Consider the following 25,520-nt stretch of genomic DNA (forward strand, 5'->3'; position numbering starts at 1 on the left):
TAGTCCTGAAATGTCCCCACTAGTTCCTGAAACCAGCGCCTCTCGCTATATCCTCAATAGTAGTCGGCGGCACCGACAGCCCTTTTGCACGTGCCGCGCACCCCCTGAATTCGTCAAGGAGCATTCCATGAAGCATGACGTGACCATCGAGATCCCCAAGGGATCGCGCGTCAAGTACGAAGTCGACCACGAGACCGGCCGCGTCCGCCTGGACCGCGTCCTGTTCACGTCGATGCAGTACCCCACCCACTACGGTTTCTTCGAGAACACCCTGGGTGAGGATGGAGATCCGCTGGACGCGCTGGTGCTCCTGCAGGACTTCGACCTCTACCCGGGCGTGATCGTCGAGTCCCGCCCGATCGGCGTGTTCAACATGACCGACGACGGCGGCGGCGACGCCAAGGTGCTGTGCGTCCCGACCGATGCCCGGTTCGACCACATCAAAGAGATCAGCGATGTCAGCGAGTTCCTGATCAAGGAAATCGAGCACTTCTTCACCCGCTACAAGGACCTGGAGCCGGGCAAGTGGGTCAAGGCCGAGGGCTGGGGCGACCGCGCCGCCGCCGAAGCCGAACTGGCAGCTTCCATCAAGCGTTACGTTCCGGCAGCCGGCCACTGACAGTTCCTGCACAAAAACGCGGGGTCATTCACCGCCCATCCGGGGGTCCGGATTGGGCGGTGAATGACCCCGCGTTTTTTCATTTGGCGTTTTTTCGATTGGCGGGAAACCGGTGATGAGGACTCTCGGCGTCGACCTCGCTGCCGCCGCGAAGAAGACGGCGGTGGCCGTCATTGAATGGGACGACGGCGCGGCACGCCTGGCTCATCTGTCTTTGGACGTGGGCGACGAGGAGATCCTCCGCCTCTTCGGCACCAGCGGAATGACGGGGATCGACTCCCCCTTGGGCTGGCCGGACGCGTTTCTTCCCTTCATCGCCGGGCACCTGAACTTCGACCCCCACCCGGTGCTCGACCATGACGGGATCGCGGGCCGCCGGCTGCTGGCCTACCGGGACACCGACCGTTTCGTCACCGGCCACACCGGCCTGATCCCGCTCAGCGTCTCCGCGGACCGGCTGGCCCACCCGGCGATGCGTTGTGCGGTGATCCAGGCGAAGATCGCCCGGGAGTACGGGCCGCAGGCCAGGGACGGCAGCGGCCGGCTTGCCGAGGTGTACCCGGCGGCTTCGCTGAAGCTCTGGGGGATCCATGCCCGCGGCTACAAGGGGCGCGGGGCGCCGGAGGCGGAAAGGCTGTCCTCGGCCGTGGCGGATCTGGCCGTGAAGGCGCCATGGCTGGACCTGGCCGGGTACCGGGCCGACCTTGCGGCGTCCGATGACATGTTCGATGCCCTCATCGCCTCCCTGTCCGCGCGGGCCGTCGCCCTCGGCCGGACGCTGCGCCCCGGGCCCGGGCACGCCGCGGCGGCCCTGACCGAGGGCTGGATCCACCTGCCCTCCGGCCAGCTTTCCGGTCTCGCTTCCCGGTAACCGCCACTGTTACGGCCCCGGCACTGCACGGCTGCCGGCAACTTGCCCCGCAAGTGCCAGCAGGTAGTGTGTCATCCAGAATGTTCACGCTGACCATCAATCAAACCGACAGCCGGCGCGACGGCGACCGCGTGCCGCAGCTCCTCAAGGACCTGCGGCACATTCCGGCGCGCCTTGATTTCGACCGTTCTGTCGAGGACGAGGTCCAAGGGATCGTGGACTGTCCGCATCAGGCGGTGGAAGCGGCCATGATCGCCCTGCGCAGCGGCAGCTGGTACGTGGGCATTGGCGTGGGCCCGGTTAATGAACCCCTGCCGAACCAGATCAAGGACGCCTCCGGTCACGGGCTGATCTATGCCCGGCGCGCAGTGGACCGTCTCCGGAACCACAAGGATCGCGTCCGGGTGGCTGTGGAGGGCCCGCTGGCCGATCTTGCCGCGGAGGCGGAGGCGGTCCTGCGCCTTCTTGGCCACATTGTGCACGACCGCAGCCACGCGGAATGGCGGGTACTGGACCTGCTCACCCCGGGGGTGCGGGGTCAGCAGAAGGCAGTCGCCGAGGAACTCGGGATCACCACCCAGGCCGTGAGCAAAGCCGTGGCCCGGTCCCAGTGGAACGAGGAGCACGCGGCCCGGCCCGCTGCGGCGCGGCTCCTGAGCCTCATCCTCGACGTCCGCTAGCCGTCCCGGCACCAGGCCGGAACCGCCCGTCCCTGCGGCGCCTTAGAGGAGGCTGCGAAGCACGTGCGCGGCGCCGTCGTCGTAGACCGATTTCGTCACTTCATCCGCGGCGGCAATCACTTCAACGGGAGCCTGGCCCATGGCCACGCCGCGGCGCGCCCAGGTCAGCATTTCGATGTCGTTGCGGCCGTCGCCGACGGCGACAGTGCGGTGGGTTTCGATGCTGAGCCGGTCGCGGAGCTGTTCCAGCGCGCTGGCCTTCGTGACACCGGCAGCGGCGATGTCCAGCCACGCCGTCCAGCCCACCGAATACGTGACGCCGGCGAGCCCGATGTGGCGGATCGCGGTGTTGAATTCCTCGGGTGTGTTCTCCGAGCTGAAGACCACGACGCGCACGGCGGTTGCCTCCAGCATGGTGTGGAAGTCGACGCCGACCGCTTCGACGCCGAAGCTGGCGTCCTGGAAGCGTTCGGTGGACAGGAATTTGCCGTCCTCGTCCTCGAGCGCGTACTTGGCGGAGGGCAGCCGCTTGCGCAGGGCGCGAAGGACCGGCCCGGGGTCAAACGTTGCCTTGTGGAGGATTTCGTAGCCCTCGGGCAAGCCGGAGTCAACGCGCAGGATCACACCGCCGTTGGAGCACACGGCGTAACCGTTCTCGATCCCGATGTGTTCGATGACGGGCAATGTGGCGTTGAGCGAGCGGCCGGTCGCGATCATCACGTGGTGGCCGGCCGCCACGACGGCTTGGGCGGCCTCGCGGACAGGAACCGACATGTGCCCGTCGTGGTCCACGAGGGTGCCATCGACGTCCAGGGCGATCATCATCTTGTCGCCGGCGCCGTTCCGGGAGTTTCCCACCCGGGCCGCGCTGGCCTGGTCCGCCGTGTTCTGGGCCGCCGTGTTCTGGGCTGCCGTGTTCTGGTTAGTGGTGCGCCGGTCATCGTTGCCGGCGACTGAGGATTCAGTCATTGTTGTCATCTCACAAGTAGAGCAGAGAGCCCCGACTGCCGCTAGGACACACGCCACAGCAAGGCGTGAACTCGCGGTAAACACCCACAGCCTGTCCCCAGTGTGAGTGTTTACCCGGCGGCCGTCGGAGGCCTGGCTGGGGGTTGGGACCTGGGCTAGAGGACGGGGAAGACGGTCATGCCGCCGAGGTACTTCTGCAGGGCGGCCGGGACGTTGACGGAGCCGTCGGGGTTCTGGTGGTGCTCCAGGATGGCCACGATCCAGCGGGTGGTGGCCAGGGTGCCGTTGAGCGTGGCGACTGCCCGCGTGCCCTTGGGCGCACCGTCCTCATTCACAACCCGTTCCCGGATGTTCAGCCGGCGCGCCTGGAACGTCGTGCAGTTCGAGGTCGAGGTCAGCTCCCGGTATGCGCCCTGGGTGGGGACCCAGGCCTCACAGTCAAACTTCCGGGCCGCGGAATTGCCCAGATCGCCGGCGGCGGTGTCAATGACGCGGTACGGAAGCTCGCACTTGGCCAGCATCTCCTCTTCCCACGCCAGCAGGCGGGCGTGCTCGGCGGCAGCGTCCTCAACCGTGGTGTAGATGAACATCTCCACCTTGTTGAACTGGTGGACCCGGATGATGCCCCGGGTGTCCTTGCCGTGCGATCCCGCCTCGCGCCGGTAGCACGAACTCTGGCCCGCGTAACGGATGGGGCCGCCCGAAAGGTCCAGGATCTCATCGGCGTGGTAGCCGGCGAGGGCCACCTCCGAGGTGCCCACGAGGTACAGGTCGTCTTCGGCGAGACGGTAGATCTCGGCGTCGTGCTTTACGTCAAAGCCGGTGCCCTGCATGGTTTCCGGGCGGACCAGCGTGGGCGTGATCATGGGAACGAACCCGGCGTCGATCGCCTGCTCCATGGCCATCTGGAGCAGGGCCATTTCCAGCCGGGCGCCGACGCCGCGCAGGAAGTAGAAGCGTGAACCGGAAACCTTCGCCCCGCGTTCCATGTCGATGGCCCCGATCAGCTCACCGATCTCGAGGTGGTCCTTCGGCTCGAAGTCGGGGAATTCGCGCGGCGTGCCCACCGTCTTGACCACAATGTAGTCGTCCTCGCCGCCTGCCGGGACGCCGTCCTCGATCAGGTTGGGGATGGTGCGGAGGAGCTCGTCCTGGGCGGCCTGGACGTGATCGGCCTCGGCCGATGCCGCTTTGACGGAGGCCGCCAGAGCCTTGACCTCGGCGAGGAGGGCCTGCTTTTCTTCGCCCTTGGCCTGCGCGACCTTCTTGCCGTACGCATTCTGCTCGGCCCGCAGGTTCTCGAACCGGATCAGGGCTGCGCGCCGGGCCGAGTCCCCAGCGATGATCGCGTCCACCGCGGATTCGTCGGCGCCGCGGGCGCGCTGGCTGGCACGGAACTTGTCCGGATTTTCGCTGAGGTCTTTTACGTCGATCACCAGACAAGAGTATCCAATCCGGTCACGGTTGCCCGGCAGGCCTGCCTGCCTGCGCTGGCGGGATACTGTTGGATCACAATGCGCGACTGGCTGCTCTACCTCGTCATCGCTGGGGTCCTGGTCTTTGCCGCCTCCAGCTGGTGGGGGGTGCGCCGGCTGAAGGCCAAGCACACCCGCCGTGCCGTGTGGGAGGAAACCCACAGCCCGGGCCCGGGCCTCCAGAAGGTGGCCGTGGTCCTGAACCCCATCAAGGCCAAGTCTGCCGAGGCCCGGGGCCTGATTGAAGCGGCGTGCGCGGCCGCCGGCTGGCCGGCGCCCCGCGTCTTTGAAACCACCGCGGAGGACCCCGGCTTCTCGCAGGCGCGGGCTGCGGTGGCCTACGGGGCCGACGTCGTCCTGGCCGGCGGCGGCGACGGTACCGTGCGCGTTGTGGCGGAGGTCCTCGCCGGGACGGACACGGCCATGGGCGTGATCCCGCTGGGCACCGCGAACCTCCTGGCCCGCAATGTGCATCTGGAGGTCAACGACCTCCCCGGCAACGTGCAGGCCGCCCTGTTCGGGCACCAGCGGTTTATCGATACGGCGCGGCTCACCCTGGAAAATTCACGCACCGGGGAGTCCGCGCAACACACGTTCCTGGTGATTGCGGGCATCGGCATGGACGCCGAGGTGGTCAGCGACACCCTTGACGGCCTGAAGAGGGCGGTGGGCTGGCTGGCCTATACGGAAGCCGGGGCCCGGCACCTGCTGGGGCGCCGCAAGAAGGTCTCCATCGAGCTGGATGGGCAGCCGGAGCAGGCCCGGAAGATCCGCAGCGTCCTGTTCGCGAACTGCGGGCTGATCCCCGGGGGAATCGACTTCATTCCGCAGGCCATGATCGATGACGGGATGCTGGACGTGGTGGTGATGAGCCCGCGCAGTGCGATCGGCTGGCTGGCCATGTACACAAAGATCGTCCTGAAGCACAAGAAGGACCTGCCGGTCATGGCGTATTACCGGTGCGGCAAGATCACCATCCGGTGCCCGGAACCTATGCCCACCCAGGTCGACGGCGATCCTTCCGGCGAGGCCACGCAGGTCACCGTCGAGGTGGACCCGGGCTCCCTGCTGGTCCGGGTCAAGGACGGCACCGTCGGCCGCTAGGCCGACGGCGACCGGAACGGGGGCGGGCGGAGCGCGCCCCTAGGCGCTGGCGGGCGGAGCGCGCCCCTAGGCGCTGGCGGCCTTCTTCGCCTCTGCCGCCTTCTTCGCCTCTGCCGCAGCCTTGGCGGCCCGGGCTTCGGACTGTTCCCGGATCATTGCCTGCTCCTCTTCGAAGCGCAGGCGGTCCGCGCGGTCGGCGTCATCGCCGTCCCAGTCCTGGTTCTCAGCTGTCGGCTTGGGATTGACAATCATTCCCTGGCCGTCATTTTCTGTGCTGGTGCCTGACATGACCCGCTCCTCCCGTAGGGGATTTCCCCAATATGGATCAGGCAAGCATACGCACAGTTGGGAGGGCGTGGAATAGCGCCATATGGCATTTGCCTACGCTCTGGGCGAAGCCCCCGGGGTATATTCCGGCACAGCAGATGCGCCGCCCAGTATGTCTTTCACCCACGCATGCGCGGCGCGGAATGCCTGGTCCGAGGTATGCGGCGCGACGCTGGTCCGGTGGCCGTCCGCACGCTGGTAGGACCCAAGGAAGCGGGTGGCCGGGCTGATCCGGTGAAGACCTGCGAGCGCGTCGGCCACCCGGGCGTCGGCCACATGGCCGTCGGCGTCAATGCTGAAGAAATAGTGGCCCAGGTACTGCCCGGTGGGCCGGGATTCGATCCGGCTCAGGTTCACGCCGCGGGTGGCGAACTGGTCCAGGATCTCCATCAGCGCACCCGGCCGGTCTTCGGGCAGCGGCACCACGACAGTGGTCTTGTCCGCACCGGTGGGGGCCGGCAGTTCGCCCGGACGGCCCACGAGCACGAACCGGGTGACGGCGCCGGGGTTGTCGCCGATGTTTTCCGCCAGCACCGTCAAACCCGGCTGTTCGGTGGCCACGATCGGGGCGCAGATCGCGGCGTCGTAATGGGCGCCGTCACCGTCCAGCAAGCCCATGGCGGCAGCGGCGGTGGAAGAACCAGGGATGTATTCCGCATTGGGAATATTGGCGTCCACCCAGAGCCTGCACTGGGCCCAGGCATGGCCGTGGGTGGAGACGCGCCGGATGTCCCCGAGCGCCACGCCGGGCCTTGCCACCAGGACGAAGCTGATGGGCACCAGGGCCTCCCGGAGGATCCTGAGTTCCTGGCCGGTGGCGATGGCGTCGAGGGTGGCTGTGACCCCGCCCTCGACAGAGTTTTCGATCGGCACCATGGCCGCATCGGCGGAGCCGTCCCGCACCCTGTCCAGCGCCGTGTTCACGTTCGAGGACGGGATTCGAATGGCCTCCGCCGCGTCGGGGACCTGCATCAGGGCCGCCTCGGTGAAGGTGCCCTCGGGTCCAAGGAATGTGTAGGTGGGCGTTGTTGCGGGCATCAGTTCTTCCTTGGTCAGTTACAGGACTCAGTTACAGGACGACCGGTTTGAGGCCGTTGTCGGACACCAGCGGCAGGCCGGTCTCGACCCACTGGTCCATGCCGCCAGCCACATTCACGGCGGAATACCCCATGCCCACCAGCCACTGGGTGGCCCGGAAGGAGCGGCCGCCGGTGCGGCAAATGACGTAGACGTCCTCGTCCGGGTCCAGCTCCTCGATCCGGGCCGGCAACTGGTCCATGGGAATGTGCAGTGCCCCCTCGGCGTGGCCCGCAACCCATTCATAGTCCTCGCGGACGTCCACGATCTTGGCACCATCGGGGATGCCAGACACGCTTACGCTCTGGAAGTCGCTCATGTTCACCCTTTCCGCAGAATTCAAGCTCCGATCCCAGCGTATCCCCCGGCGTTGGCAGCGCACCCCCGCTGGCGGCACGTTACGCTTCTAGAGACCGCAAAGGAGACTCATGGCTGCCGAACACCCCGCGGAGCGGCCGGTCCGCGGCCCCCGCCACGGGACATGCCCTCCCCTGGCCGCGAGCGCTGGGCATGATGCCAATGTGTCCTTCCGCAGTCCCCAGGAATGGGAATGTCCCCCGCGGATCCGGGCCTCCAGGCCCCGGATACGGCCGGAGTCCCGCCTCCTTGGCTGAGATCCACGAACTCTCCGCCGTCGAGCTCCGCGATGCGCTCCGTTCCGGGGAGCTGTCCGCGAGGGCGGCCACCGATCACTTCCTGGACCGCATTGAAGCCCAGAATCCGCACCTCGGGGCCTTCATTACCGTCACCGCGGAACAGGCGCAGAAAGACGCCACGGCTGCCGACCGGCGCTACGCCCTCCGGAGCCGAAGCGGCGGCGCTTTGCCCCCACTGCATGGAATACCGGTCGCTTTCAAGGACCTGACGGATGTGGCAGGGGTCGTCACCACGCATGGAAGCGCCGCCCTGGAACGCAAGCCGGCCCTGGCCGACGGCGCACTTCCCTCCGCGCTCAAGGCCGCCGGGGTCATCTCGCTGGGCAAGACGCAGGTCCCGGAGTTCGGCCTGACCGCCTACAGCGAGAACCTGATCGCCCCGCCGTCGCGCAATCCGCATGCATTCAGCCGCAGTTCGGGCGGCTCCTCGGGCGGCAGCGCKGCCGCCGTGGCCGCGGGACTGTTGCCGTTCGCCCCCGGGTCCGACGGCGGTGGCTCCGTGCGGATCCCGGCCGCGGCGTGCGGGCTGGTCGGCCTGAAGCCCGGACGTGGGCTCGTGCCGGCCGGGGAAAGCTCGGGCGATCCCGCCCAGCTCGTAGTTGCCGGACCGCTCGCCCGCTCCGCCGCCGACGCCGCACTGCTGCTCGATGCCCTGGTGCCGGGCCCGGACCCCCATGGTGCGGGCCGACACGGTGCGGGCGGTCCGGCCGGTGCCCGGCGGGCGGACGCCAGCTACCTCGAACTGACCGCCAGGGGGCCCGGCCGGCTGCGAATCGGCGTAAGCCTTGACAGCCCGTGGCAATCGAAGTTTCCCTTCATCCCGGACCGTGAGGCGCTCGACGCGCTGGCGGACGGCGTCTCGCGGCTGGAGGCGGCGGGGCACGAGACCTCAGAAGCCGCAATTCGCTATGACAACCGCTACCCGGAGGCTTTCACCACAGCCTGGACGGCCGGCATTGGCAGCGCGCGCATCTCGCCGCAGCGCGAGGCGCTCCTGACGCCGGTCACCAGGACTTTCCGCCGGCGTGCACAGCAGCGCAGCGCAGCCAAACTCAACGAATCCCTCGGGTTCCTCCGGCAGTTCCAGCAGGACACGATTGCCCAATACGCCCGCTGGGACCTCATAGTGACGCCGGCCCTGGCGCAGCCACCCCGCCCGGTGGGCTGGTTCACGGGCGCGACCCACGGCGGAGGCTACTGGCCCGCCACGGAATGGGCGGGCGACGCCGACGGCGACTACCGCAAACAGTGCGAATACGCGCCGTGGTCATCCATGGTCAACGTCTGCGGGCTGCCGGCCATCAGCATCCCGGTGCACTGGACCGGCGGCGCCCCGGGTTCCGGCCTGCCGATGGGCATCCAGCTGATCGGGCCGATGGGCTCCGAGGGTCTGCTGCTGCAGGTGGCCGCCCAGTTGGGCTTCTAGCCAGGGACCCGGCACTCACCCGGGGACATGTCCACTCCTGACGCCTGGCAGTGGACATGTCCGGAACTCACATCGGGCACGGGACATGTCCATCCTCCACGCCTGGGGACTTGCCCATTCCTCACGCCGCGCAATGGACATGTCCAGTGCTCACGTCGCGCAATGGACATATCCAGTGCTCATCACGGACATGTCCGCCCGAGGCCGAGGCGGGTGGGCATGATGCCATCATGTCTACCCCCGGGCGCCAAAAATGGGCATGTCCTCCGGTGGGGCACAGAAAACCAGCCACCCCGCCCTCGACGGACCGCAGCCCTACCCGCGGAAGTAGCCGGCGACGTCGGCGATGATCTGCGCCGATCCGGACGACGTGTTCGTGATCTTGACGTTGCCGTCCGGCCCCACCGGGACCACTGCGAGGTTAGCAACCGCCTGACCACGCTGGTAGGAGAGGTTCGAGGCGTTCGGCATGGACGAGCCCGAGGCGAACGCAGTGAGGTACCCGATGGATTTTGACTCGGTGACGGTCAGGTTGAGTACTACGGCGGCCACGGTGGTGGGAATCCCCTTGACGCCGCGCACGTGGATAGTGACTGAGCCGCCCGCCGCGACGGGGCCGGAGGTGACCCGCGTGTCCAGGAACCGTGTGGGGCCCAAGGCTCCCAGGGCGCCAACCTGGGTAGGTTTGCCGGGCAGGAAGTATCCGGTGACGTCAGCGATGATCTGCGCCGATCCGGACGACGTGTTCGCCACCGTCACTTTCCCGTCGGTCCCGACGGGAACCACAACAACGTTGGACACCGTCTGTCCCGCGGAGTAGTTCAAATTGGACGTGCTCGGCATCGGGGACCCCGCGGCGTAGGCGGTCAGGTAGCCCAGCGACTTTGTCCCGGATGCCGTGATTTTCAGGACCACCGCCGACGCGTTGGCCGGGATACCCGTCGTGCCGCCGGCTGCGAAGGACACCGCCCGCCCGCCGGCAACGGCCCCGGAGGAGGAGCGCGTGTCCAGCAGCCGGGTGGGCCTGACGGCACTGAAAACGCCCGGCGCTGTCGGTGTGCCGGCGTGGAAGTACGCCGACACGTCGGCGATCAGATGCACGGACCCGGACGAGGTGTTCGTCAGGGTCAGCCGCCCGTCCGTGCCAACCGGGACCATGGCGAGGTGGGAAACGGTCTGCCCCGCAACATAGTTCAGGTTTGAGATGCCTGGTTTGGCTGTCCCGGAGGCATAGGCGGTGATGGCGCCGGACGACGTCGCCGAGGTCACCGTCAGGTTCACGGCGACCGCGGATGCATTCGCTGGTACGCCGCGGACACCGGCGACGCGGAAAGTCACCGAATTGCCCGCGGCCACCCGGCCCGGCCAAATCCTGGTGTCCAGGAATCGTGTTGGGTCCATGGCAATGGCCCGGCCCGCGCAGTTGGGCACGCTGAGGGCCGGGGTGGCGATGGGCGACGCCTGGGTGTTCGCGATCGCTTGCCGATATGCGGCAAGGAATGCCCGGCCCAGGTATTCGACCCCCGTCCGCGAGAAGTGGGTGGTGTCCCCCGGGTTCAAGGCGCAGGCCATCGAGGGCGCGAATCCTGTATATGCCACGCGGTCTGGGGTTTGGTAGTGGCTTTTGTCCACATTGGCCCGGCCCGGTATGCCGGCAATGCTTTCCGGCGTCATGCGTCCGACGACAAAGGGCAGCGTCGGCGCGGACAGCCGGCTGCGGAAGAAGGCAATGAGTTGGTCCAGGCTCGCACTGTACATGGCGGTGGTCATGGCGGAGTTACTCTCGCCCTGGTGCCACAGGATCCCTTTGAGGTCTACGGCGTACCCGGCCGCCTTCGCCGCCGCAATGCCGCTCAACGTCTGCTTGACCGCCAGCGCGGGCAGGTCATAGCCCGGAGCGGATGCGGCGCCAACGGACCACGTCAGTTTCCCGCTCGCACTTGTGAACGAGGTGTCGCCGTGGGCGGCGGGGATGATGAGGACTCCGACGTCGGCGGGCTGGGTTTTCAAGTACTCCCGGGCCATCGTTGTCGCGGGCGAAAGACCGCTGGGGGTGTCGTGCATGTCCAGCGGTACCGTGGCAGGCCGGAATGTGCGGGTCTTCGCTCCGTACTGAAATATGCGCGGGTCCGCGGCGTCTGCCGTGCCACCCATGGGAAGTCCCCGCCCGGACATGTTCGACTGCCCGACAGCGAGAAACACGTGAAGGGTCTGGATGGTCGTTGCAGCATGCGCAGGCACAACGCCTGCGACCATCAGGGCACAAACCGCCAGGCCGACCAGGAACCTGTGGAACCGCCGGCTCTGGGACTGCTTCCCTGGCGCGCCTGCCGCGGCCGAGGCCCGAGGCCACCTGCGCCGCCGGCCAATAGAGGCTGCCGGTGCGGGCCGCCGGCCAAAAAAGGTCGCCGATGAGGAAGGCATTGCCGTCGCTGGCGGCGATGCCGAGTTCGGGAGACGAAGTTTGCCCGGGCCAGCCATGGTCACCAGTCTTGCCGGATCATCTTGGGAATTCCTTGCCCCCGACGGGGTGGCCGCCGTCGGCCCCCAAATGGACGCTGGCGGCGGCAGGCGGCTATCGTTCACTCAAACCCGACCAGGCCGCGAAAGAGGATCGATGAAGATCACCGGTGCAGTACTTGAGGAAATCGGCCGCCCGCGGCCCTTCGCGGAATCCAAGCCGATCAGCATCTCCGAGCTGGAACTGGCGGCTCCCGGGCCCACCGAGATCCTCGTCCGAATGGAGGCCGCCGGGATCTGCCACTCGGACCTCAGCGTTGTCGACGGCAACCGGGTCCGGCCGGTACCCATGCTGCTGGGCCACGAGGCCGCGGGCCGCGTCGTGACGGTCGGTTCCGGCGTCACGGACCTGCAGCCCGGCCAGCGCGTGGTCATGTCCTTCCTGCCCCGCTGCGAGAACTGCGCGAACTGCGCCGAGGACGGCCGGCTGCCCTGCACGGCAGGCTCCAGGAGCAACAACGACGGGACCCTGCTGCACGGCTCCAGGCTCCTGAGCCGCGACGGCAAGCCCGTCCACCACCACCTGGGCGTCTCCGGCTTCGCCACCCACGCCGTCGTGGACCGCGCTTCCGCCGTGCCGGTGGACGACGACATCCCCGCGGACATTGCGGCAGTGCTGGGCTGCGCCGTACTGACCGGCGGCGGCGCCGTGCTCAACGCGGCCCGGCCCCGCCCGCAGGACAGCATCATGATCGTCGGGCTCGGAGGGGTGGGCATGGCGGCGCTCATCACCGCCATCTCGCAAGGAATCTCGCGGATTGTCGCTGTGGACACGCTGGAGCAGAAACTCGATCACGCCCGCCGCCTCGGCGCCCACGAAACGTACACCCCGCAGCAGGTCCTCGACGCCGGGGTCAAAGCCAGGTTCGTGATCGAGTGCGCGGGAAATCCGCGCGCGTTCGAAACCGCGTTCGCCGCCACCTCCCCCGGCGGCACCACCGTCACGGCCGGGCTGCCCTCCCCCGATGCCCGCGCCCAGCTGGCGCCGCTGACCATCACCGCCGAAGCCCGGACGATCGTGGGCAGCTACCTTGGTTCCGCCGTCCCGTCGCGGGATATCCCGAAATACGCCCAGCTTTGGCGGGACGGGAAACTGCCCGTCGAGGAGCTGATCTCGGACCGCATCGCCCTGGCGGACATCAACCAGGCCATGGACCAGCTGGCAGACGGCCACGCCATCCGGCAGGTCATCATGTTCGACGCCGGCGAGGACACCGGGGAAGCGGCCGGCGGGCACGCCGGCGAGGCAGCCGCCACGACCTCCTGACGGCCTGTTGACAGGCCCGCCGAACCAGCCGCCGAACCAGCTGCGCAGCGGCTTTCGGCGGGCCGGGCAGGGCGCCGGGATCCGGGAAAATCGGGCGAAACGCCGTCCGGGATACTTGCCCCGGGCCTGCCGCGAATGTGACAATCGCGCTTCACAATGTCAGCATTAAGTAAATGAGCACAACTCATTTAGACACTCGACCCGCTACAACGCCGGCCGATACCTCGTTTTTTGGCCACCCAAAGATGCTGGCCAGCCTCTTCTCCGTAGAAATGTGGGAGCGCTTCTCCTTCTACGGCATGCAGGGAATCCTGCTCTACTACATGTACTTCTCCGCCGAAAAGGGCGGCCTCGGAATTGACCAGGGCCTGGCGGCCGGTCTCGTCGGCGCCTACGGCGGCGGCGTGTACCTCTCCACCATCCTGGGTGCGTGGCTCGCGGACCGGCTGTTCGGTTCCGAGCGCGTGCTGTTCGGCTCGGCCATCATGATCATGGGTGGCCACATCGCCCTGGCCCTCGTGCCGGGCACGTCCGGGCTCATCGCCGGCCTGGTGCTGGTCGGCGTCGGTTCCGGCGGGCTGAAGGCCAACGCGACCGCACTCGTCGGCACCTTGTACGGGGAGAAGGACGAACGCCGCGACGCCGGGTTCTCCATCTTCTACATGGGCATCAACGCCGGCGCACTGATCGGCCCCCTCGTCACCGGCTGGCTGCAGGAAAGCCAGGGCTTCCACTGGGGCTTCGGCGCTGCCGCCGTCGGCATGGCCGTCGGCCTGGTTGTGTACGCCCGGGGTCGCAGCAAGCTCCCCGCCCAGAGCCACCGGGTGGCGCACCCCCTCCCGGATGGGCAGCGTAAGAAGTACGGCCTGATCTTCGCCGGGATCGCCGCGGTCATCGCGGTGCTGCTTCTGACCGGCACCGTCAACGCCGAGAACCTGGCCACCTCCATGGCCTACGCCGCAATCGGCGCTTCCGTTCTCTACTTCACCCTGATCTTCAGCAGCAAGAAGGTCACCGCCACCGAACGCGGACGCGTCGCAGCGTTCATCCCGCTCTACATCGCCTCCGCCGCGTTCTGGGCCCTGTTCCAGCAGCAGTTTACCTTCATCGCCGTGTACTCGGAGGAGAAGCTGGACCGGAACCTGTTCGGTTGGGAAATGCCGGCCGCCTGGGTCCAGTCCATCAACCCGGTGTTCATCATCATCTTCGCCGGCATCATGGCGGCCCTCTGGACCCGGCTCGGCCGCAAGCAGCCGGGTTCGGCGCTGAAATTCTCCATCGGCCTGTTCGTGATGGGCCTGGCCTTCCTGGCGTTCATTCCGCTCTCTGGCGACGGGAAGACCCCGCTGCTGGCATTGGCCGGAATCCTGCTGCTGTTCACCCTGGCGGAACTGTTCCTGTCCCCCATCGGGCTCTCCGTCACCACCAAGCTGGCGCCGAAGGCCTTCCACACCCAGATGGTGGCGCTGTTCTTCCTGTCCGTGTCCCTGGGAACCACACTGGCCGGCATCCTGTCAGGCCTGTACAACCCGGAGGACGAGCTGCCGTACTTCATCGGCGTGGGCGGCACCGCCATCCTGCTGGCTGTGGGCCTGGCAGTGGCCTCACCGGCGATCAAGAAGCTCATGGGCGGCGTACGCTGACCCGATGAGCCCCGCACACCGCGTTCCGGTTGCTTCGCGCGTGTACACCCCCGCCCCCGGCGAGGCGTCCGACGTCGAACTCATGCCGGCAGGCGATGTCACCGACGGCGTGGTGCGGGTTGGCGGAACCATCCGCCGCCCGCACCAGCCGCAATCCCTCGCCGTCGCCGAGTACCTCGACTGGCTGGACGACGCCGGGTTTGAGGGATCCCCCCGCTTCCTCGGCCGCGACCCGCAGGGCCGGGATGTCCTGACCTTCGTGCCGGGAAACTGCGCCGGGTCGCCGCCGGAAGCCTGGGTGCAGTCCGGGGACCTGCTGGCCTCGGTGGCCCGCCTGGTCCGGCGCCTGCACACCGCGTCCGCCGGCTTCGTGCCGCAGGCCCACGCGTTCCCGACCCGGCCGGTCCGGCCGAACCCCACCGACGCCGCCGGGCTCATCTGCCATCTGGACGTGACACCCCAGAACGTGGTGGTCCGGGACGGCCTGGCCGCCGGACTGGTGGATTTCGACCTCGCCGGACCCGCCACGGCACTGCACGATTCGCTCAACACTGCCATGCACTGGGTGCCGCTCCGCGACCCGTCAGATGCGTGGCCGGGCTGGGAAGACCAGGACCCGTTCCACCGGCTGCGCGTCTTCGCCGACGCCTACGGCTGGAGCGAGGATGAACGACGCCGGCTGCCCGGCGCCGGGATCGACGCCGCGGCCCTCAGCTACGAACGGATGCGGCACAGCGCCGCGGCCCCGGGCGGCGGCTGGGCGCGGATGTGGCAGGACGGCGTGGGCGGCCAAATCAACCGCCGTCGCGCCTGGCTTGAGGCCAACGCGAAACCGCTGGTGGCTGCGCTGACGCGCTGAGCCTGCGCGGCTCCGGTGCCGCAGGGCAGGACTAGGCGCCGTAGCCGCTGTTGCGCGCGGTGCCGATGACCAGCCCGAAAATCACCAGGACCAGGATGGTCACGGCGATGCCCACGTAACCCATCACCAGGCCGGCGATCGCCATGCCCCGGCCGGCCGGTTCGCGCCGCAGGGCCATGTGCCCCAGGATCACGGCGGCCAGCTGCGGGAGCAGGAAGAATCCGAAGCCCACCAGCGCGGCGATGCCGCAGCACATGCTGGCGATGCTCAGACTCTTGGGCGCCGGCGGCGCGCCGTAGTACGCGGGCTGGCCGTAGGCGTTGGGACTGCCCGGCTGGGCGTACGGCGACGGTTGGCCATACGGCGCGGCCGGCTGGCCGTAGATCGGAGGGTACGGGCTTGAGTACTGGCCGCGGTCAGGGGCCGCCTGGCCGGCGTAGGGCTGCTGGCCGACATGGGGCTGCTGACCCGTGTCGGGCTGCTGGCCGGCGTAGGGTTGCTGGCCGACGTCCGGCTGCTGACCCGTGTCGGGCTGCTGGCCGGCGTAGGGTTGTTGGCCGACGTCCGGCTGCTGGCCTGTGTAAGGCTGCTGCGGTGATTCGGGTTGCGCGAACTGCTGCGTGGCCGACGGTCCCTGGTCCTGGCCGGCGGGTGGCGCCTGCCCCGGCGGAACGTCGGGTTGGTGGTCCGGGAGGCGCAGGGTCGGCTGGTAGTCCTCCGGGGTCTCGTCTTTGCCTTGTTTTGGCTGTTCAGTCATGGCTTGTCCCCTCAAGAAGTCTGTGGATCCAGCGTACCGCCGCACGGTTGGCTTGGGACCGGGCCTATCGGCGGGTTTTCTTTCGTCACAGGAACGGGGTTTGGCGCGAAACCGTGTTGCACCCCGTCCGCGTCTGGCATGCTGGTGCCATGGCTAGCCGCGCGGGCACAGTTGCCCAACCCCAAGACCTTGTTGACCTCACTGCGCTTCTGGATGCGTACTACGACCTTTCGCCGGACCTCTCGGACCCGGGCCAGCGGGTGGCCTTCGGCACCTCCGGGCACCGGGGATCGAGCCTGAAGGCGTCCTTCAACGAACCCCACATCCTGGCTATCACGCAGGCGATCGTGGAATACCGGGCGGGCCAGGGCATCACCGGCCCCCTCTACGTGGCCAAGGACACCCATGGCCTGAGCGAGCCCGCACAAAACTCTGCCCTTGAGGTGCTGGCCGCCAACGGCGTGCATGTCCTCATCGACGCCCGCCACGGCTACACCCCCACCCCCGCCCTGAGCCACGCCATCCTGACGCACAACCGGAATGCCGCCCCGGGCGCGCCGCAGGCCGACGGCATCGTGGTGACCCCGAGCCACAACCCTCCGGGCGACGGCGGGTTCAAGTACAACCCCCCGCACGGCGGCCCCGCGGACACCGACGCCACCGGGTGGATCGCCAACCGCGCCAACGAGCTGCTGGAAAACGGCCTGCGCGGCGTCAAGCGGATCCCGGTGGCCGAGGCCCTCGCCGCCGGGACCACCGGCAAGTTCGATTTCCTGAGCAGCTACGTGGACGACCTCCCGTCGGTACTGGATCTCAATGCGATCCGCGAGGCGGGCGTCCGGATCGGCGCCGACCCGATGGGCGGAGCGTCGGTGGACTACTGGGGCGAGATCGGTGAGCGCCACCACCTGAACCTCACCGTGGTTAACCCCACCGTCGACCCCCAGTGGGCCTTCATGACGCTTGACTGGGACGAGAAGATCCGGATGGACTGCTCCTCGCCGTCGGCGATGGCGTCCCTGATCAACCGCATGTCTGTTGGTGCGGACGGGTCCGCAGCCTTCGACGTCGCCACCGGCAACGACGCCGACGCCGACCGCCACGGGATCGTCACCCCGGACGGCGGGCTGATGAACCCGAACCACTACCTCGCGGTCGCCATCGATTACCTGTACCGGCACCGGACCGGCTGGAACCCGCAGTCCGTGATCGGCAAGACCCTGGTTTCCTCCTCTATCATCGACCGCGTGGCCGAGAGCCTGGGCCGCAAGCTTGTCGAAGTGCCCGTGGGCTTCAAGTGGTTCGTTCCCGGGCTACTGTCCGGAGAGGGCGCCTTCGGCGGCGAGGAATCCGCCGGTGCCTCCTTTAACAAGATGGACGGGAGCGTCTGGACCACCGACAAGGACGGCATCCTGCTGGCCCTGCTGGCCTCGGAGATCACGGCGGTAACGGGCAAGTCACCGTCGCAGCTGTACAAGGGCCTCACCGACCAGTTCGGCGACCCCGTCTACGCCCGGATCGACGCGGCCGCCACCCGGGAGCAGAAAGCGGCGCTGGGCAAGCTCTCGCCGTCGGACGTCACCGCGACCGAACTGGCCGGCGAAACGATCACGGCCAAACTGACCGAAGCGCCGGGCAACGGCGCCGCGATTGGCGGCCTCAAGGTAGTCACCGAAAACGCCTGGTTCGCGGCCCGGCCCTCCGGCACGGAGGACGTCTACAAGATCTACGCCGAGTCCTTCAAGGGTGCCGAGCACCTCAAGCAGGTCCAGGCCGAGGCGAAGGCGCTGGTGGACGGGGTTATTTCGTAGTTCAGCCGCCGGTGGCCAACTCGGCGCGGTCCCTGCCAAGCGTCTTTGCCTGGTAGAGGGCCGCGTCGGCCGAGATCACGGCGGCGTCGAGGCCGCCAGGTCCGGAGCCGGTGGGCGCGATCCCGTAGCTCACGGTGGGCAGCCGGGGAATGACTGCAGACCCGGATTGATGGAGCCGGACGCTGATGTCGGCAGCGATTTCCCGCGCCCGGTCCGGCGTGACGCCAGGGAGCAGGAGGATGAATTCCTCGCCGCCGTAGCGGCCCACGAGGTCGGTGGAGCGGACAGTGCCGGCGCAGGCCCTGGCAAACGCCTGCAGTGCGGAGTCCCCGGCCGAGTGGCCGAACTGGTCGTTGATGGCCTTGAAGTGGTCCAGGTCCGCGAGGATGAGCGATGCCGTAGTTCCGGTCCGGCGCAAACGGCGCAATTCGTTTTCGGCGAGGTCCAGGAACGCAGAACGGTTGAGCAGGCCCGTCAGGCCGTCCACGGTGGCCCGTGCCCGGAGATCCTGCGTCTGCTGTTCGTAGCTCAGCTCCGCCATCGTAAAAGACGCAACGACGAGCGTGACCATCGAGAAAACGGTCATGGGCGCCGTGCCGAAGACCGACGTAAAGACCTGCCCTTCTGACCCGTCTATGAGAAAGGCGACGAGGCGGCCCGCGTAGAAGACGGCCAGGATGCCGGCGCCCACGGCGAGGGGACGGTGCACCCGCGAGTAGTCGCGCTCGAGCAGCAACAGCTCCCGGGATCCCATGCCGATCAACACGGCCATGAACCCCAGGTACACCGGGCCTCCCGCCCAGATGTTGTTGGCCGGGTGGTCAAGGATCGAAGCGACGGCGGTGGCACCGGGGGCCGCGGCGAGTTGCCAGGGCCGGAGGGAGGGGGCCCGGAGCGATCGCCCGCCGGCCCAGATGCTGGCGGCGGCGGCGACCAGCAGAACGTTGCCGGCCGGGTTGGCCCAGACCTGGTGCACTGTCCCGCCCAGCAGGTACGCGGCGTTGCCGATCAGGAACAGCAGCAGGGCCATGCACCACCAGCCGCTGTAAGGCGACCGGGTGCGCCGGAACGTAATGAAGTAGAAAAGCATGAGCAGTGTGAGGTCGACAAGCGCCAAGGCAACCCGCAGTGTGGCGGTGTCAAGCATCATTTAGTGGTCCCCCCGGTCCGCCGTGATTTGCCCGAAATACTCACTTCGTCTTCGAACAACCGTCGAATTACCGTCGAGTGACTATCGAAGTTGACCCAAGTATGGCACCGGTCCGCAATAATTCACCGCGGCGGTCCCGGATATGACGTCCAGGCCCTTCCAGGAGGCCGTACTGGCGCTACGACTGGCTGTCGGTCCACAACTTCAGGATCCGGCGCGTGGCGTGCCCGCCGTCGGGTGCCATGTCCACGAGCGCTATCCGGTCAAGCGCGAAGGCGTCCCCCCGCTGGAGCCGTTTGTCGCCGTGGTGCGAGACGTGCGGGCGGTACCCCTGCAGGGTGTAGGCGGGCGTGGAGATCCTGCCGGGAAGCTGCTCCACGATCCGGACCAGCTCGTTGTGGAGGACCTGCAGCTCTTCGCTGGGTTCAATCAGGTTGACCGGGATTGACCCTGCGCGCCCGAACCCGGCTTCGCCGCCCACGCTGATCCGACTGCCCAGGGCAGTGGCCACCGGGCCCGCCATGAGGGCGGCAATGTGCTCGGCGAGCGGATCGCCCGCGGCCGGCGGCGTGCCCGGTCCGGGTTCCGCGCGGGTTTCCTGGCCGGATTCGACGACGTCGGACTTCACAACGTCGCCGGACTCAACCACGTCGAACTTGACCACGTCGAACTTGACCAGGGTGAGGTGCAGTGGCCAGTCATCCCGGGGAAACTCGAGTCCCTCGGCTACCGGTTCCACGAAGGCCACCGCGATCAGGTTCCGCATGGAAAAAGTGTGCCACGCCGCGGCGCCTCCGGGGCCGGGCGGGCGCTGAAAAGGCACAGTGCCGGCGGCGACGGCGCGGACTAAAATGGGAAGTGGCCTTGGATGTGGGCCTTGCGCTGAACCGCAGAATCGCATCCCGCGTGCCTCCGGCCTGTCCCCCATGGTGCCGGAGGCACCTCCGCGGAAGGGCAGTGCCGGAGGCGCCTCCGCGGAAGGGCAGCGCCGGTCAGCGGCGTGGGGGTTGTTAGACGGTACGGACGACGTCCTCGTAGGCGAATTTCGGCTTGGCTTCGCCCCATGCGTCGGCTCCGGGCTGGCCGATGTTGACCACCAGGAAGCTCTTCTGGCTCCCGTCGGGGAAGAACGCGGCGTCGATCTTGGCGAAGTCGGCACCCGTCATGGGACCGGCCGCGAGGCCCAGGGTGCGGACCGCGAGGATGAAGTAGCCGGCCTGCAGGTGGGCGTTGTTGTTGCCCGTGGCCGCGGCGAGATCCGGCGCGGCGTCATACATGGCCTTGGGGGCGTTGTAGCCGGGAAGGAACGCGTCCCACTGGTCCTGCCAGGCGGTGTCGTAGCTCAGGACCGCGACGAGCGGCGCTGATGCCGTCTTGGCGCGGTTTCCGGCGGCCAGTGCATCCACGAGCGTGGCGCGGGCTTCGTCGGAGCGCACGTACGTAACGCGCAGCGGCTGGGAGTTGAAGGCCGTGGGGCCGAACTTCGTCAGTTCGTAGATTGCGCGGGCCTGCTCGTCGGTGACGTCGCCGGTGAAGGCGTTCGCCGTGCGGGCTTCGGCAAAGATGGCGTCGACGGCGGCTGCCTCGATTACTGCTTCATCGTGGGCGAGTGTCATTGGCGTCCCTTTCGCTGTGCCGGCGCGCTCTTGGGTGGCCGGCGTCTCCTGCTGTCAATAGTTGCAACTTCAACGGACGGCGCCTGCTTCCCGTTGTGCCCTGTGACGTCGGGCACACCGTCCGGCACGCACCTCGCCGGCCGGACGGGACTGCCGGACGGGACGGCCGGTAAATGCCGCGCGGTAAAGTTGCTCGGGAAGATTCCTTCCCCGCCCGCCCCACATTCTCTGAAAGGCTCCCGGCATGAGCATGCTCGGCACCAAATGGAAGCTCCACGGCAACGGCAAGTCCGTCCGTCCCGGTGAGGTCGTCAGGCCGGATGAGCGGCTCACCTGGCCCTTGACGGTTGGGATCGGGATGCAGCACGTTGTGGCCATGTTCGGTGCCACCTTCCTGGTCCCGATCATCACGGGCATGCCGCCAGCCACCACCCTGTTCTTCTCCGGCATCGGCACGCTCCTGTTCCTGGTCATCACGCAGGGACGCGTGCCCAGCTACCTCGGTTCCAGCTTCGCGTTCATCGCGCCGATCATGGCTTCCCAGCAGCAGTTCGGCGTCCCCGGGGCACTGGGCGGGGTGGTCCTGGCAGGCGCGACCCTCGCCGTCGTCGGCGCCGTGGTGCAGAAGTTCGGCGCCGGCTGGATCAACCGGGTCATGCCACCGATCGTGACCGGCGCGATCGTGGCGCTGATCGGCCTGAACCTGGCGCCCGCGGCGAAGGCCAACTTCGACCAGGCCCCCGTCACCGCCTTCATCACCCTGGCCGTCATCATCGTGGTCAGCGTGCTGTTCCGCGGCATGCTGGGACGGCTGAGCATCCTGGTGGGTGTCCTGGTGGGCTACCTTGTTGCGATGACCCGGGGCGAGGTGGACTTCTCCAAGGTGGACAGTGCCGCGTGGGTGGGCCTGCCGCACTTCCAGACGCCCGAATTCCACCTCGGTGTCGTGGGCCTATTCGTGCCGGTCGTCCTGGTGCTGGTGGCAGAGAACATCGGCCACGTGAAGTCGGTGTCCGCCATGACGGGGCAGAACCTCGACGGCGTCTCCGGCCGGGCGCTGTTGGCCGACGGCGCCGCCACTGTGCTTGCCGGTCTTGGCGGCGGCTCCGGGACCACCACGTACGCCGAGAACATCGGCGTCATGGCTGCCACCAAGGTGTATTCGACGGCGGCCTACTGGGTGGCCGGCGTCTTCGCAGTGATCCTGAGCTTCTCGCCGAAGTTTGGCGAGCTCATCGCCACCGTCCCCGCCGGTGTCCTGGGCGGCGCGGCCACGATGCTGTACGGCATGATCGGCGTGCTGGGCGTGAAAATCTGGGTCCAGAACAAGGTGAACTTCTCCAACTCAATCAACCTGACCACGGCCGCCGTCGCCCTGATCGTCGGGATTGCCGACTACACCTGGACTATCGGCGACCTCAAGTTCACCGGGATCGCGCTGGGCTCGGCCGCAGCCCTGGTGATCTACCACGGCATGAAGGCGATCGCGAAGGTGCGCGGCACGGTGGCCGAGCCGGAAACCGAAGATCCCGGGCCGGCCGCGGCTTCGACGGCCGCGGTCAAGGCAGCAGTCAAGCGCGCCCCCAAGAAGCGCCGCTAAAGAACGCCGCCCGGAAGCGCGCCGCGGGCGGGCCATCCCGCAGACGCAAGAGGCCGGRCTCCGCCCACAGGCAGGAGTCCGGCCTTTTCGCTGTCACGACCCTCCTTGGGCCGGCAGCGCCCGCAACGGCGGGGGCCTGCGGCGCGACGGACTAGCCGGCGTCGAAGGCGTTCTTGTCATCGTCGCGGTCCTTCGGCGACTTGCTCTCCGGCAGGTCCGTCCCGGAGCCGTCCGGCAGCCCCGCCGCGTCCTGTCCGGACTCGGAGGAGAAGGGCCGCCCGGCGTCTGGCTCTTCCGTGTTGGCCCCGTCCATCTCCGCTTCCGAGGACGGCACGGCTGCCTCGGAATTCTCCGCGTCGTCGGGGTCGAAGCCGGGGGCTGCGCTGGCGTTTTCTGAACTCATTTGTTCCTCCACTCCTCCGAAGCGTCCTGCCCCGGGTTCTCCTGCACTGTCTTGGTCTTCTGCACCGAACTGGCTCAAGTCCGGCGCGCCGGCCGGATACGTCTCACCGTCGGGGCTGTCCTGGTTCAGCCCGGCGGCGTCGAAGGCCTCCTCCTCGCGGGGCTGGGCAAATTTCTTCTCATCGCCGCCCATCTCCTGCTCGGCGGTCGGCGTACCGTAGCCACCCGCTTCTTCGGTGACGGTCTTGGGATCCTGCTGGTTTTCAGTCATGTCATTCCTCCTGGTACTGGAAATGGGACTAACTGGCACTGGACGGGTCCGGAGCGGGCTCAGAGGCCCTTGCCTCCGGTGACCGGAAGCACGGCTCCGGAAATATAGGAACCGTGGTCGGAGGCGAGCAGGACATAGGCGGCCGCGAGCTCCGCCGGCTGCCCCGCCCGCTGCAGGGGCGTGTCCTGTCCGAACGACGGGAGCTTGTCAGGCCATTCGGTGGCCGGAATCAGCGGGGTCCAGATGGGACCCGGGGCCACGGCGTTGACTCTGATCCCCTTGGGTCCGAGCTCCTGGGCCAGGGCCTTGGTGAAAGCCACCTGGGCGGCCTTGGTCATGGCGTAGTCAATGAGTCCCGGCGAAGGATTGAAGGCCTGGATCGATGCAGTGGTGATGATCGACGCACCCGCTTCCAGATGCGGGACCGCGGCACGGGCCGTCCAGAGCAGGGAGTACAGATTGGTTTTGAAAACGCGATCAAACTCTTCGGTGGGCAGTGATTCGAAGCTCTCGCGGTTCTTCTGGTAGGCCGCATTCAGCACCAGGACGTCGAGGCGCCCGAATTCGGCCAGCGTCGCCTTCACGATGTCCGCCGCGAAGTCCTCGCTGCGGCCGTCGCCGGGGAGCAACAGGGCCTTGCGGCCGGCCTTTCGGATCCACTCGGCGGTGTCCTGCGCGTCTTCTTCTTCCTCCGGCAGGTAGGAGATGGCGACGTCGGCCCCCTCGCGGGCGAAGGCGATCGCCACCGCCTTGCCGATGCCGGAGTCGCCGCCCGTGATGAGGGCGGCCTTGCCGCCCAGGGCACCGCTGCCGCGGTAGCTCTCCTCACCGTGGTCCGGTTTGGGCTCCATCGGTGAGGTGAGGCCAGGCTGCTTCTGGACCTGCTCCGGGAACGGGCCGGAATGGTAGCCGGCGCGGGGATCGCGCGGCTGGTCGGGCTGCTTGGGCTGGTCCTGCTGTGAGTCGCTCATAGTCCACCTAACAACGTGTCGGTTTCCAGGGATGCTCATCGGTCCCGTGTGGCCGGGGCCGCTGAAACCATCCCAGCGAAGTAGTCAGTTTCTACCCTAACCGCAATATCGTCAGCAAGCTTAGTACCGACTTGTTTTTGGCTACTCTCAAGCCTAGGTTGAGGGTGGGGCCGCATGCTGCGACGGGTTCCCTTGGTTTCAAGATTTGCGGAGGAGTACCGATGACCGGCCCAGTAGCGCCGAAGGACGACGGCAGGAACGAATCGCTAGCTGAGCGGATGGACCGCAACTGGGCGGAGCTGCTGCAGGAACTGCGGGTACTCCAGACTGGTGTCCAGCTTCTCGCCGGCTTCCTCCTGACGTTGCCTTTCCAGTCCCGCTTCGAAACGTTGGATGACTACCAGACCCGGCTGTACCTCGCCAACGTGGTGCTGGCCGCCCTGACCACGGCCACGATCCTGCTGCCCGTGAGCGTGCACCGCCGGCTATTCCAACAGGGGCTGAAGGAAACGCTCGTGAGCAGCGCGGACATCATCGCCAAGTTTTCGTTGGCCGGCGTGGGGCTGCTGAGCGTGGGCACCACATCCCTCGTCTTCGATGTCACCGTCAGCCGGACTGCGGGCGTGATCGCGGGCGTCGGGCTGCTGGCCGTGCTGGTGCTGCTGCTGGTACTTGTCCCGGCCTGGATCCGTCGACAGGCCCGCAATGAGGAGCCGCTGTGACGAACGTTTCGCATGAGCGCCACACCGCAGGCACGGGAACCATCGGCAAATGGGTCAAGGAGCATGGACTGCTTCTGGCCAACATCGGGCTGTTCGTCGTGTTTTTCGGCGGCATGGTCCTGAGCGGGGCAAGCACGTACAGCGACGAGCAACTGGCCCACGGAGAACCTGCCGTGACCGTCCTGCAGTACCTTGGCACCGGGAACTTCCTGGAGGCGACTTTCGAGAACTGGGAGTCGGAATTCCTGCAGATGGGCATGTACGTCATCCTCACCGTCTTCCTGTTCCAGAAGGGGTCCTCGGAGTCCAAGCCGATGGGCCACACCGCCCCGCAGGACGAGGATCCCCGGGAGGCAAAGCTCAAGGAGTCCACGCCATGGCCCGTGCGGCGCGGCGGCTGGGTCCTCAAACTCTATGAACACTCGCTCTCGATCATGTTCCTCCTGCTGTTCCTGGCGTCCTTCATCCTGCACGCGGTTGGCGGCGCGGACGACTACAACAGTGACCAGGAGGCGCACGGACAGCCCACCGTGACGGTGCTGGGCTATCTGGCGACGAGCCGATTCTGGTTCGAGTCCTTCCAGAACTGGCAAAGCGAGTTCCTCGCCGTGGCGGTTCTGGTGGGCGCGTCGGTCTACCTGCGCGAGAAGGGCTCCCCCGAGTCCAAACCCGTGGCCGAACCGCATTACGAGACTGGCGCCTAGACGGCAAGCTGGCCGGCAGGGCA

Annotated in this window: 24 protein-coding genes; 12 read left to right on the top strand and 12 right to left on the bottom strand. The window is 67.6% G+C overall.

Annotated features, from left to right (window positions below):
- Positions 1-127 precede the first annotated feature (127 nt).
- The 3 genes from AC1DXI_RS04995 (at position 128) to AC1DXI_RS05005 (ending at position 2,170) form a co-directional block, all read left to right on the top strand.
- Positions 128-619: an inorganic diphosphatase gene (locus AC1DXI_RS04995; protein WP_018774943.1), complete on the top strand. Its 492-nt coding sequence runs from the start codon at positions 128-130 to the stop codon at positions 617-619.
- A 115-nt stretch (positions 620-734) separates the two neighbouring features.
- Entirely contained in the window at positions 735-1,490 is a 756-nt protein-coding gene (locus AC1DXI_RS05000) for a DUF429 domain-containing protein (protein ID WP_476937689.1), read from the top strand.
- 80 nt (positions 1,491-1,570) lie between these two features.
- On the top strand, positions 1,571-2,170 hold the full coding sequence (locus tag AC1DXI_RS05005) for a hypothetical protein (protein WP_476937907.1): 600 nt from the start codon (positions 1,571-1,573) through the stop codon (positions 2,168-2,170).
- Positions 2,171-2,212: 42 nt separating this feature from the next.
- Here the strand turns inward: AC1DXI_RS05005 and AC1DXI_RS05010 are convergent, their stop codons facing one another.
- Together AC1DXI_RS05010 and serS are read right to left on the bottom strand one after the other, a co-directional pair.
- Complete coding sequence (locus AC1DXI_RS05010) at positions 2,213-3,148, bottom strand: HAD family hydrolase (protein ID WP_476937690.1); 936 nt, start codon at positions 3,146-3,148, stop codon at positions 2,213-2,215.
- A gap of 146 nt (positions 3,149-3,294) precedes the next feature.
- The gene (gene serS, locus AC1DXI_RS05015; protein WP_476937691.1) at positions 3,295-4,575 is read right to left on the bottom strand and encodes a serine--tRNA ligase; all 1,281 of its coding nucleotides are present in this window, start codon (positions 4,573-4,575) and stop codon (positions 3,295-3,297) included.
- A 78-nt stretch (positions 4,576-4,653) separates the two neighbouring features.
- Here serS and AC1DXI_RS05020 point away from each other — a divergent pair, with 78 nt between their 5' ends.
- The gene (locus AC1DXI_RS05020) at positions 4,654-5,718 is read left to right on the top strand and encodes a diacylglycerol/lipid kinase family protein (RefSeq protein WP_476937692.1); all 1,065 of its coding nucleotides are present in this window, start codon (positions 4,654-4,656) and stop codon (positions 5,716-5,718) included.
- Positions 5,719-5,784: 66 nt separating this feature from the next.
- Here AC1DXI_RS05020 and AC1DXI_RS05025 read toward each other — a convergent pair whose 3' ends face one another.
- The 3 genes from AC1DXI_RS05025 to AC1DXI_RS05035 form a co-directional block, all read right to left on the bottom strand.
- The gene (locus AC1DXI_RS05025) at positions 5,785-6,006 is read right to left on the bottom strand and encodes a hypothetical protein (protein ID WP_018774949.1); all 222 of its coding nucleotides are present in this window, start codon (positions 6,004-6,006) and stop codon (positions 5,785-5,787) included.
- A 93-nt stretch (positions 6,007-6,099) separates the two neighbouring features.
- A complete protein-coding gene (gene pheA, locus AC1DXI_RS05030; RefSeq protein WP_476937693.1) occupies positions 6,100-7,083 on the bottom strand; it encodes a prephenate dehydratase in 984 nt (327 codons plus the stop codon).
- Between the two features lie 31 nt (positions 7,084-7,114).
- Positions 7,115-7,441 carry a rhodanese-like domain-containing protein gene (locus AC1DXI_RS05035; RefSeq protein ID WP_476937694.1) on the bottom strand — a complete coding sequence of 109 codons (327 nt, stop codon included), beginning with the start codon at positions 7,439-7,441 and terminating at the stop codon, positions 7,115-7,117.
- Between the two features lie 287 nt (positions 7,442-7,728).
- Here AC1DXI_RS05035 and AC1DXI_RS05040 point away from each other — a divergent pair, with 287 nt between their 5' ends.
- On the top strand, positions 7,729-9,204 hold the full coding sequence (locus AC1DXI_RS05040; protein WP_476937695.1) for an amidase: 1,476 nt from the start codon (positions 7,729-7,731) through the stop codon (positions 9,202-9,204).
- A gap of 315 nt (positions 9,205-9,519) precedes the next feature.
- Here the strand turns inward: AC1DXI_RS05040 and AC1DXI_RS05045 are convergent, their stop codons facing one another.
- Positions 9,520-11,685, bottom strand: coding sequence for a sialate O-acetylesterase (locus AC1DXI_RS05045; protein ID WP_476937696.1), 2,166 nt, complete (start codon positions 11,683-11,685; stop codon positions 9,520-9,522).
- Between the two features lie 136 nt (positions 11,686-11,821).
- Here AC1DXI_RS05045 and AC1DXI_RS05050 point away from each other — a divergent pair, with 136 nt between their 5' ends.
- The 3 genes from AC1DXI_RS05050 (at position 11,822) to AC1DXI_RS05060 (ending at position 15,493) form a co-directional block, all read left to right on the top strand.
- Positions 11,822-12,991: an alcohol dehydrogenase catalytic domain-containing protein gene (locus tag AC1DXI_RS05050; RefSeq protein ID WP_476937697.1), complete on the top strand. Its 1,170-nt coding sequence runs from the start codon at positions 11,822-11,824 to the stop codon at positions 12,989-12,991.
- Positions 12,992-13,164: 173 nt separating this feature from the next.
- Positions 13,165-14,634, top strand: a complete 1,470-nt coding sequence (locus AC1DXI_RS05055) for a peptide MFS transporter (protein WP_026539524.1) — start codon at positions 13,165-13,167, stop codon at positions 14,632-14,634.
- Positions 14,635-14,638: 4 nt separating this feature from the next.
- A complete protein-coding gene (locus tag AC1DXI_RS05060; RefSeq protein ID WP_476937698.1) occupies positions 14,639-15,493 on the top strand; it encodes a phosphotransferase in 855 nt (284 codons plus the stop codon).
- A 31-nt stretch (positions 15,494-15,524) separates the two neighbouring features.
- Here AC1DXI_RS05060 and AC1DXI_RS05065 read toward each other — a convergent pair whose 3' ends face one another.
- Positions 15,525-16,250, bottom strand: a complete 726-nt coding sequence (locus AC1DXI_RS05065) for a DUF4190 domain-containing protein (protein ID WP_476937699.1) — start codon at positions 16,248-16,250, stop codon at positions 15,525-15,527.
- Between the two features lie 149 nt (positions 16,251-16,399).
- Here AC1DXI_RS05065 and pgm point away from each other — a divergent pair, with 149 nt between their 5' ends.
- Positions 16,400-18,061, top strand: coding sequence for a phosphoglucomutase (alpha-D-glucose-1,6-bisphosphate-dependent) (gene pgm / locus AC1DXI_RS05070; RefSeq protein ID WP_476937700.1), 1,662 nt, complete (start codon positions 16,400-16,402; stop codon positions 18,059-18,061).
- 1 nt (position 18,062) lies between these two features.
- Here pgm and AC1DXI_RS05075 read toward each other — a convergent pair whose 3' ends face one another.
- The 3 genes from AC1DXI_RS05075 to AC1DXI_RS05085 form a co-directional block, all read right to left on the bottom strand.
- On the bottom strand, positions 18,063-19,211 hold the full coding sequence (locus AC1DXI_RS05075) for a GGDEF domain-containing protein (RefSeq protein ID WP_476937701.1): 1,149 nt from the start codon (positions 19,209-19,211) through the stop codon (positions 18,063-18,065).
- 178 nt (positions 19,212-19,389) lie between these two features.
- Positions 19,390-19,977 (bottom strand): hypothetical protein, encoded by a 588-nt coding sequence (locus tag AC1DXI_RS05080; protein ID WP_476937702.1) that lies wholly within the window; start codon positions 19,975-19,977, stop codon positions 19,390-19,392.
- Positions 19,978-20,221: 244 nt separating this feature from the next.
- Positions 20,222-20,827, bottom strand: coding sequence for a malonic semialdehyde reductase (locus tag AC1DXI_RS05085; RefSeq protein ID WP_018774961.1), 606 nt, complete (start codon positions 20,825-20,827; stop codon positions 20,222-20,224).
- Between the two features lie 244 nt (positions 20,828-21,071).
- Between AC1DXI_RS05085 and AC1DXI_RS05090 the strand changes: the two genes are divergently transcribed.
- Positions 21,072-22,427, top strand: coding sequence for a uracil-xanthine permease family protein (locus AC1DXI_RS05090; protein ID WP_476937703.1), 1,356 nt, complete (start codon positions 21,072-21,074; stop codon positions 22,425-22,427).
- A gap of 151 nt (positions 22,428-22,578) precedes the next feature.
- On the opposite strand, the gene AC1DXI_RS05095 is transcribed toward AC1DXI_RS05090, so the two are convergent.
- Together AC1DXI_RS05095 and AC1DXI_RS05100 are read right to left on the bottom strand one after the other, a co-directional pair.
- Positions 22,579-23,100 carry a hypothetical protein gene (locus AC1DXI_RS05095; protein ID WP_476937704.1) on the bottom strand — a complete coding sequence of 174 codons (522 nt, stop codon included), beginning with the start codon at positions 23,098-23,100 and terminating at the stop codon, positions 22,579-22,581.
- 59 nt (positions 23,101-23,159) lie between these two features.
- Positions 23,160-24,071: an SDR family oxidoreductase gene (locus AC1DXI_RS05100; protein ID WP_476937705.1), complete on the bottom strand. Its 912-nt coding sequence runs from the start codon at positions 24,069-24,071 to the stop codon at positions 23,160-23,162.
- Positions 24,072-24,292: 221 nt separating this feature from the next.
- Between AC1DXI_RS05100 and AC1DXI_RS05105 the strand changes: the two genes are divergently transcribed.
- Both AC1DXI_RS05105 and AC1DXI_RS05110 read left to right on the top strand, forming a co-directional pair.
- Positions 24,293-24,793: a DUF6328 family protein gene (locus AC1DXI_RS05105; RefSeq protein WP_476937706.1), complete on the top strand. Its 501-nt coding sequence runs from the start codon at positions 24,293-24,295 to the stop codon at positions 24,791-24,793.
- Positions 24,790-25,497, top strand: coding sequence for a DUF6766 family protein (locus AC1DXI_RS05110; RefSeq protein ID WP_476937707.1), 708 nt, complete (start codon positions 24,790-24,792; stop codon positions 25,495-25,497). The genes AC1DXI_RS05105 and AC1DXI_RS05110 overlap by 4 nt, the downstream gene beginning before the upstream one ends.
- Positions 25,498-25,520 lie beyond the last annotated feature (23 nt).

The sequence above is a fragment of the Arthrobacter sp. P1_H7 genome, from assembly GCF_056405215.1.

Excerpts from the sequence above, each read along its gene's own strand:
- AC1DXI_RS05075 (WP_476937701.1), bottom strand. The coding sequence starts at position 19,211 with ATGATGCTTGACACCGCCACACTGCGGGTTGCCTTGGCGCTTGTCGAC.
- AC1DXI_RS05105 (WP_476937706.1), top strand. The coding sequence starts at position 24,293 with ATGACCGGCCCAGTAGCGCCGAAGGACGACGGCAGGAACGAATCGCTA.
- AC1DXI_RS05000 (WP_476937689.1), top strand. The coding sequence starts at position 735 with ATGAGGACTCTCGGCGTCGACCTCGCTGCCGCCGCGAAGAAGACGGCG.
- pheA (WP_476937693.1), bottom strand. The coding sequence starts at position 7,083 with ATGCCCGCAACAACGCCCACCTACACATTCCTTGGACCCGAGGGCACC.
- AC1DXI_RS05085 (WP_018774961.1), bottom strand. The coding sequence starts at position 20,827 with ATGACACTCGCCCACGATGAAGCAGTAATCGAGGCAGCCGCCGTCGAC.
- AC1DXI_RS04995 (WP_018774943.1), top strand. The coding sequence starts at position 128 with ATGAAGCATGACGTGACCATCGAGATCCCCAAGGGATCGCGCGTCAAG.
- AC1DXI_RS05045 (WP_476937696.1), bottom strand. The coding sequence starts at position 11,685 with ATGGCTGGCCCGGGCAAACTTCGTCTCCCGAACTCGGCATCGCCGCCA.
- AC1DXI_RS05035 (WP_476937694.1), bottom strand. The coding sequence starts at position 7,441 with ATGAGCGACTTCCAGAGCGTAAGCGTGTCTGGCATCCCCGATGGTGCC.
- AC1DXI_RS05095 (WP_476937704.1), bottom strand. The coding sequence starts at position 23,100 with ATGACTGAAAACCAGCAGGATCCCAAGACCGTCACCGAAGAAGCGGGT.
- AC1DXI_RS05005 (WP_476937907.1), top strand. The coding sequence starts at position 1,571 with ATGTTCACGCTGACCATCAATCAAACCGACAGCCGGCGCGACGGCGAC.
- AC1DXI_RS05025 (WP_018774949.1), bottom strand. The coding sequence starts at position 6,006 with ATGTCAGGCACCAGCACAGAAAATGACGGCCAGGGAATGATTGTCAAT.
- AC1DXI_RS05100 (WP_476937705.1), bottom strand. The coding sequence starts at position 24,071 with ATGAGCGACTCACAGCAGGACCAGCCCAAGCAGCCCGACCAGCCGCGC.
- AC1DXI_RS05090 (WP_476937703.1), top strand. The coding sequence starts at position 21,072 with ATGAGCATGCTCGGCACCAAATGGAAGCTCCACGGCAACGGCAAGTCC.
- AC1DXI_RS05065 (WP_476937699.1), bottom strand. The coding sequence starts at position 16,250 with ATGACTGAACAGCCAAAACAAGGCAAAGACGAGACCCCGGAGGACTAC.
- AC1DXI_RS05010 (WP_476937690.1), bottom strand. The coding sequence starts at position 3,148 with ATGACAACAATGACTGAATCCTCAGTCGCCGGCAACGATGACCGGCGC.
- pgm (WP_476937700.1), top strand. The coding sequence starts at position 16,400 with ATGGCTAGCCGCGCGGGCACAGTTGCCCAACCCCAAGACCTTGTTGAC.
- AC1DXI_RS05050 (WP_476937697.1), top strand. The coding sequence starts at position 11,822 with ATGAAGATCACCGGTGCAGTACTTGAGGAAATCGGCCGCCCGCGGCCC.
- AC1DXI_RS05055 (WP_026539524.1), top strand. The coding sequence starts at position 13,165 with ATGAGCACAACTCATTTAGACACTCGACCCGCTACAACGCCGGCCGAT.
- AC1DXI_RS05080 (WP_476937702.1), bottom strand. The coding sequence starts at position 19,977 with ATGCGGAACCTGATCGCGGTGGCCTTCGTGGAACCGGTAGCCGAGGGA.
- AC1DXI_RS05060 (WP_476937698.1), top strand. The coding sequence starts at position 14,639 with ATGAGCCCCGCACACCGCGTTCCGGTTGCTTCGCGCGTGTACACCCCC.
- AC1DXI_RS05020 (WP_476937692.1), top strand. The coding sequence starts at position 4,654 with ATGCGCGACTGGCTGCTCTACCTCGTCATCGCTGGGGTCCTGGTCTTT.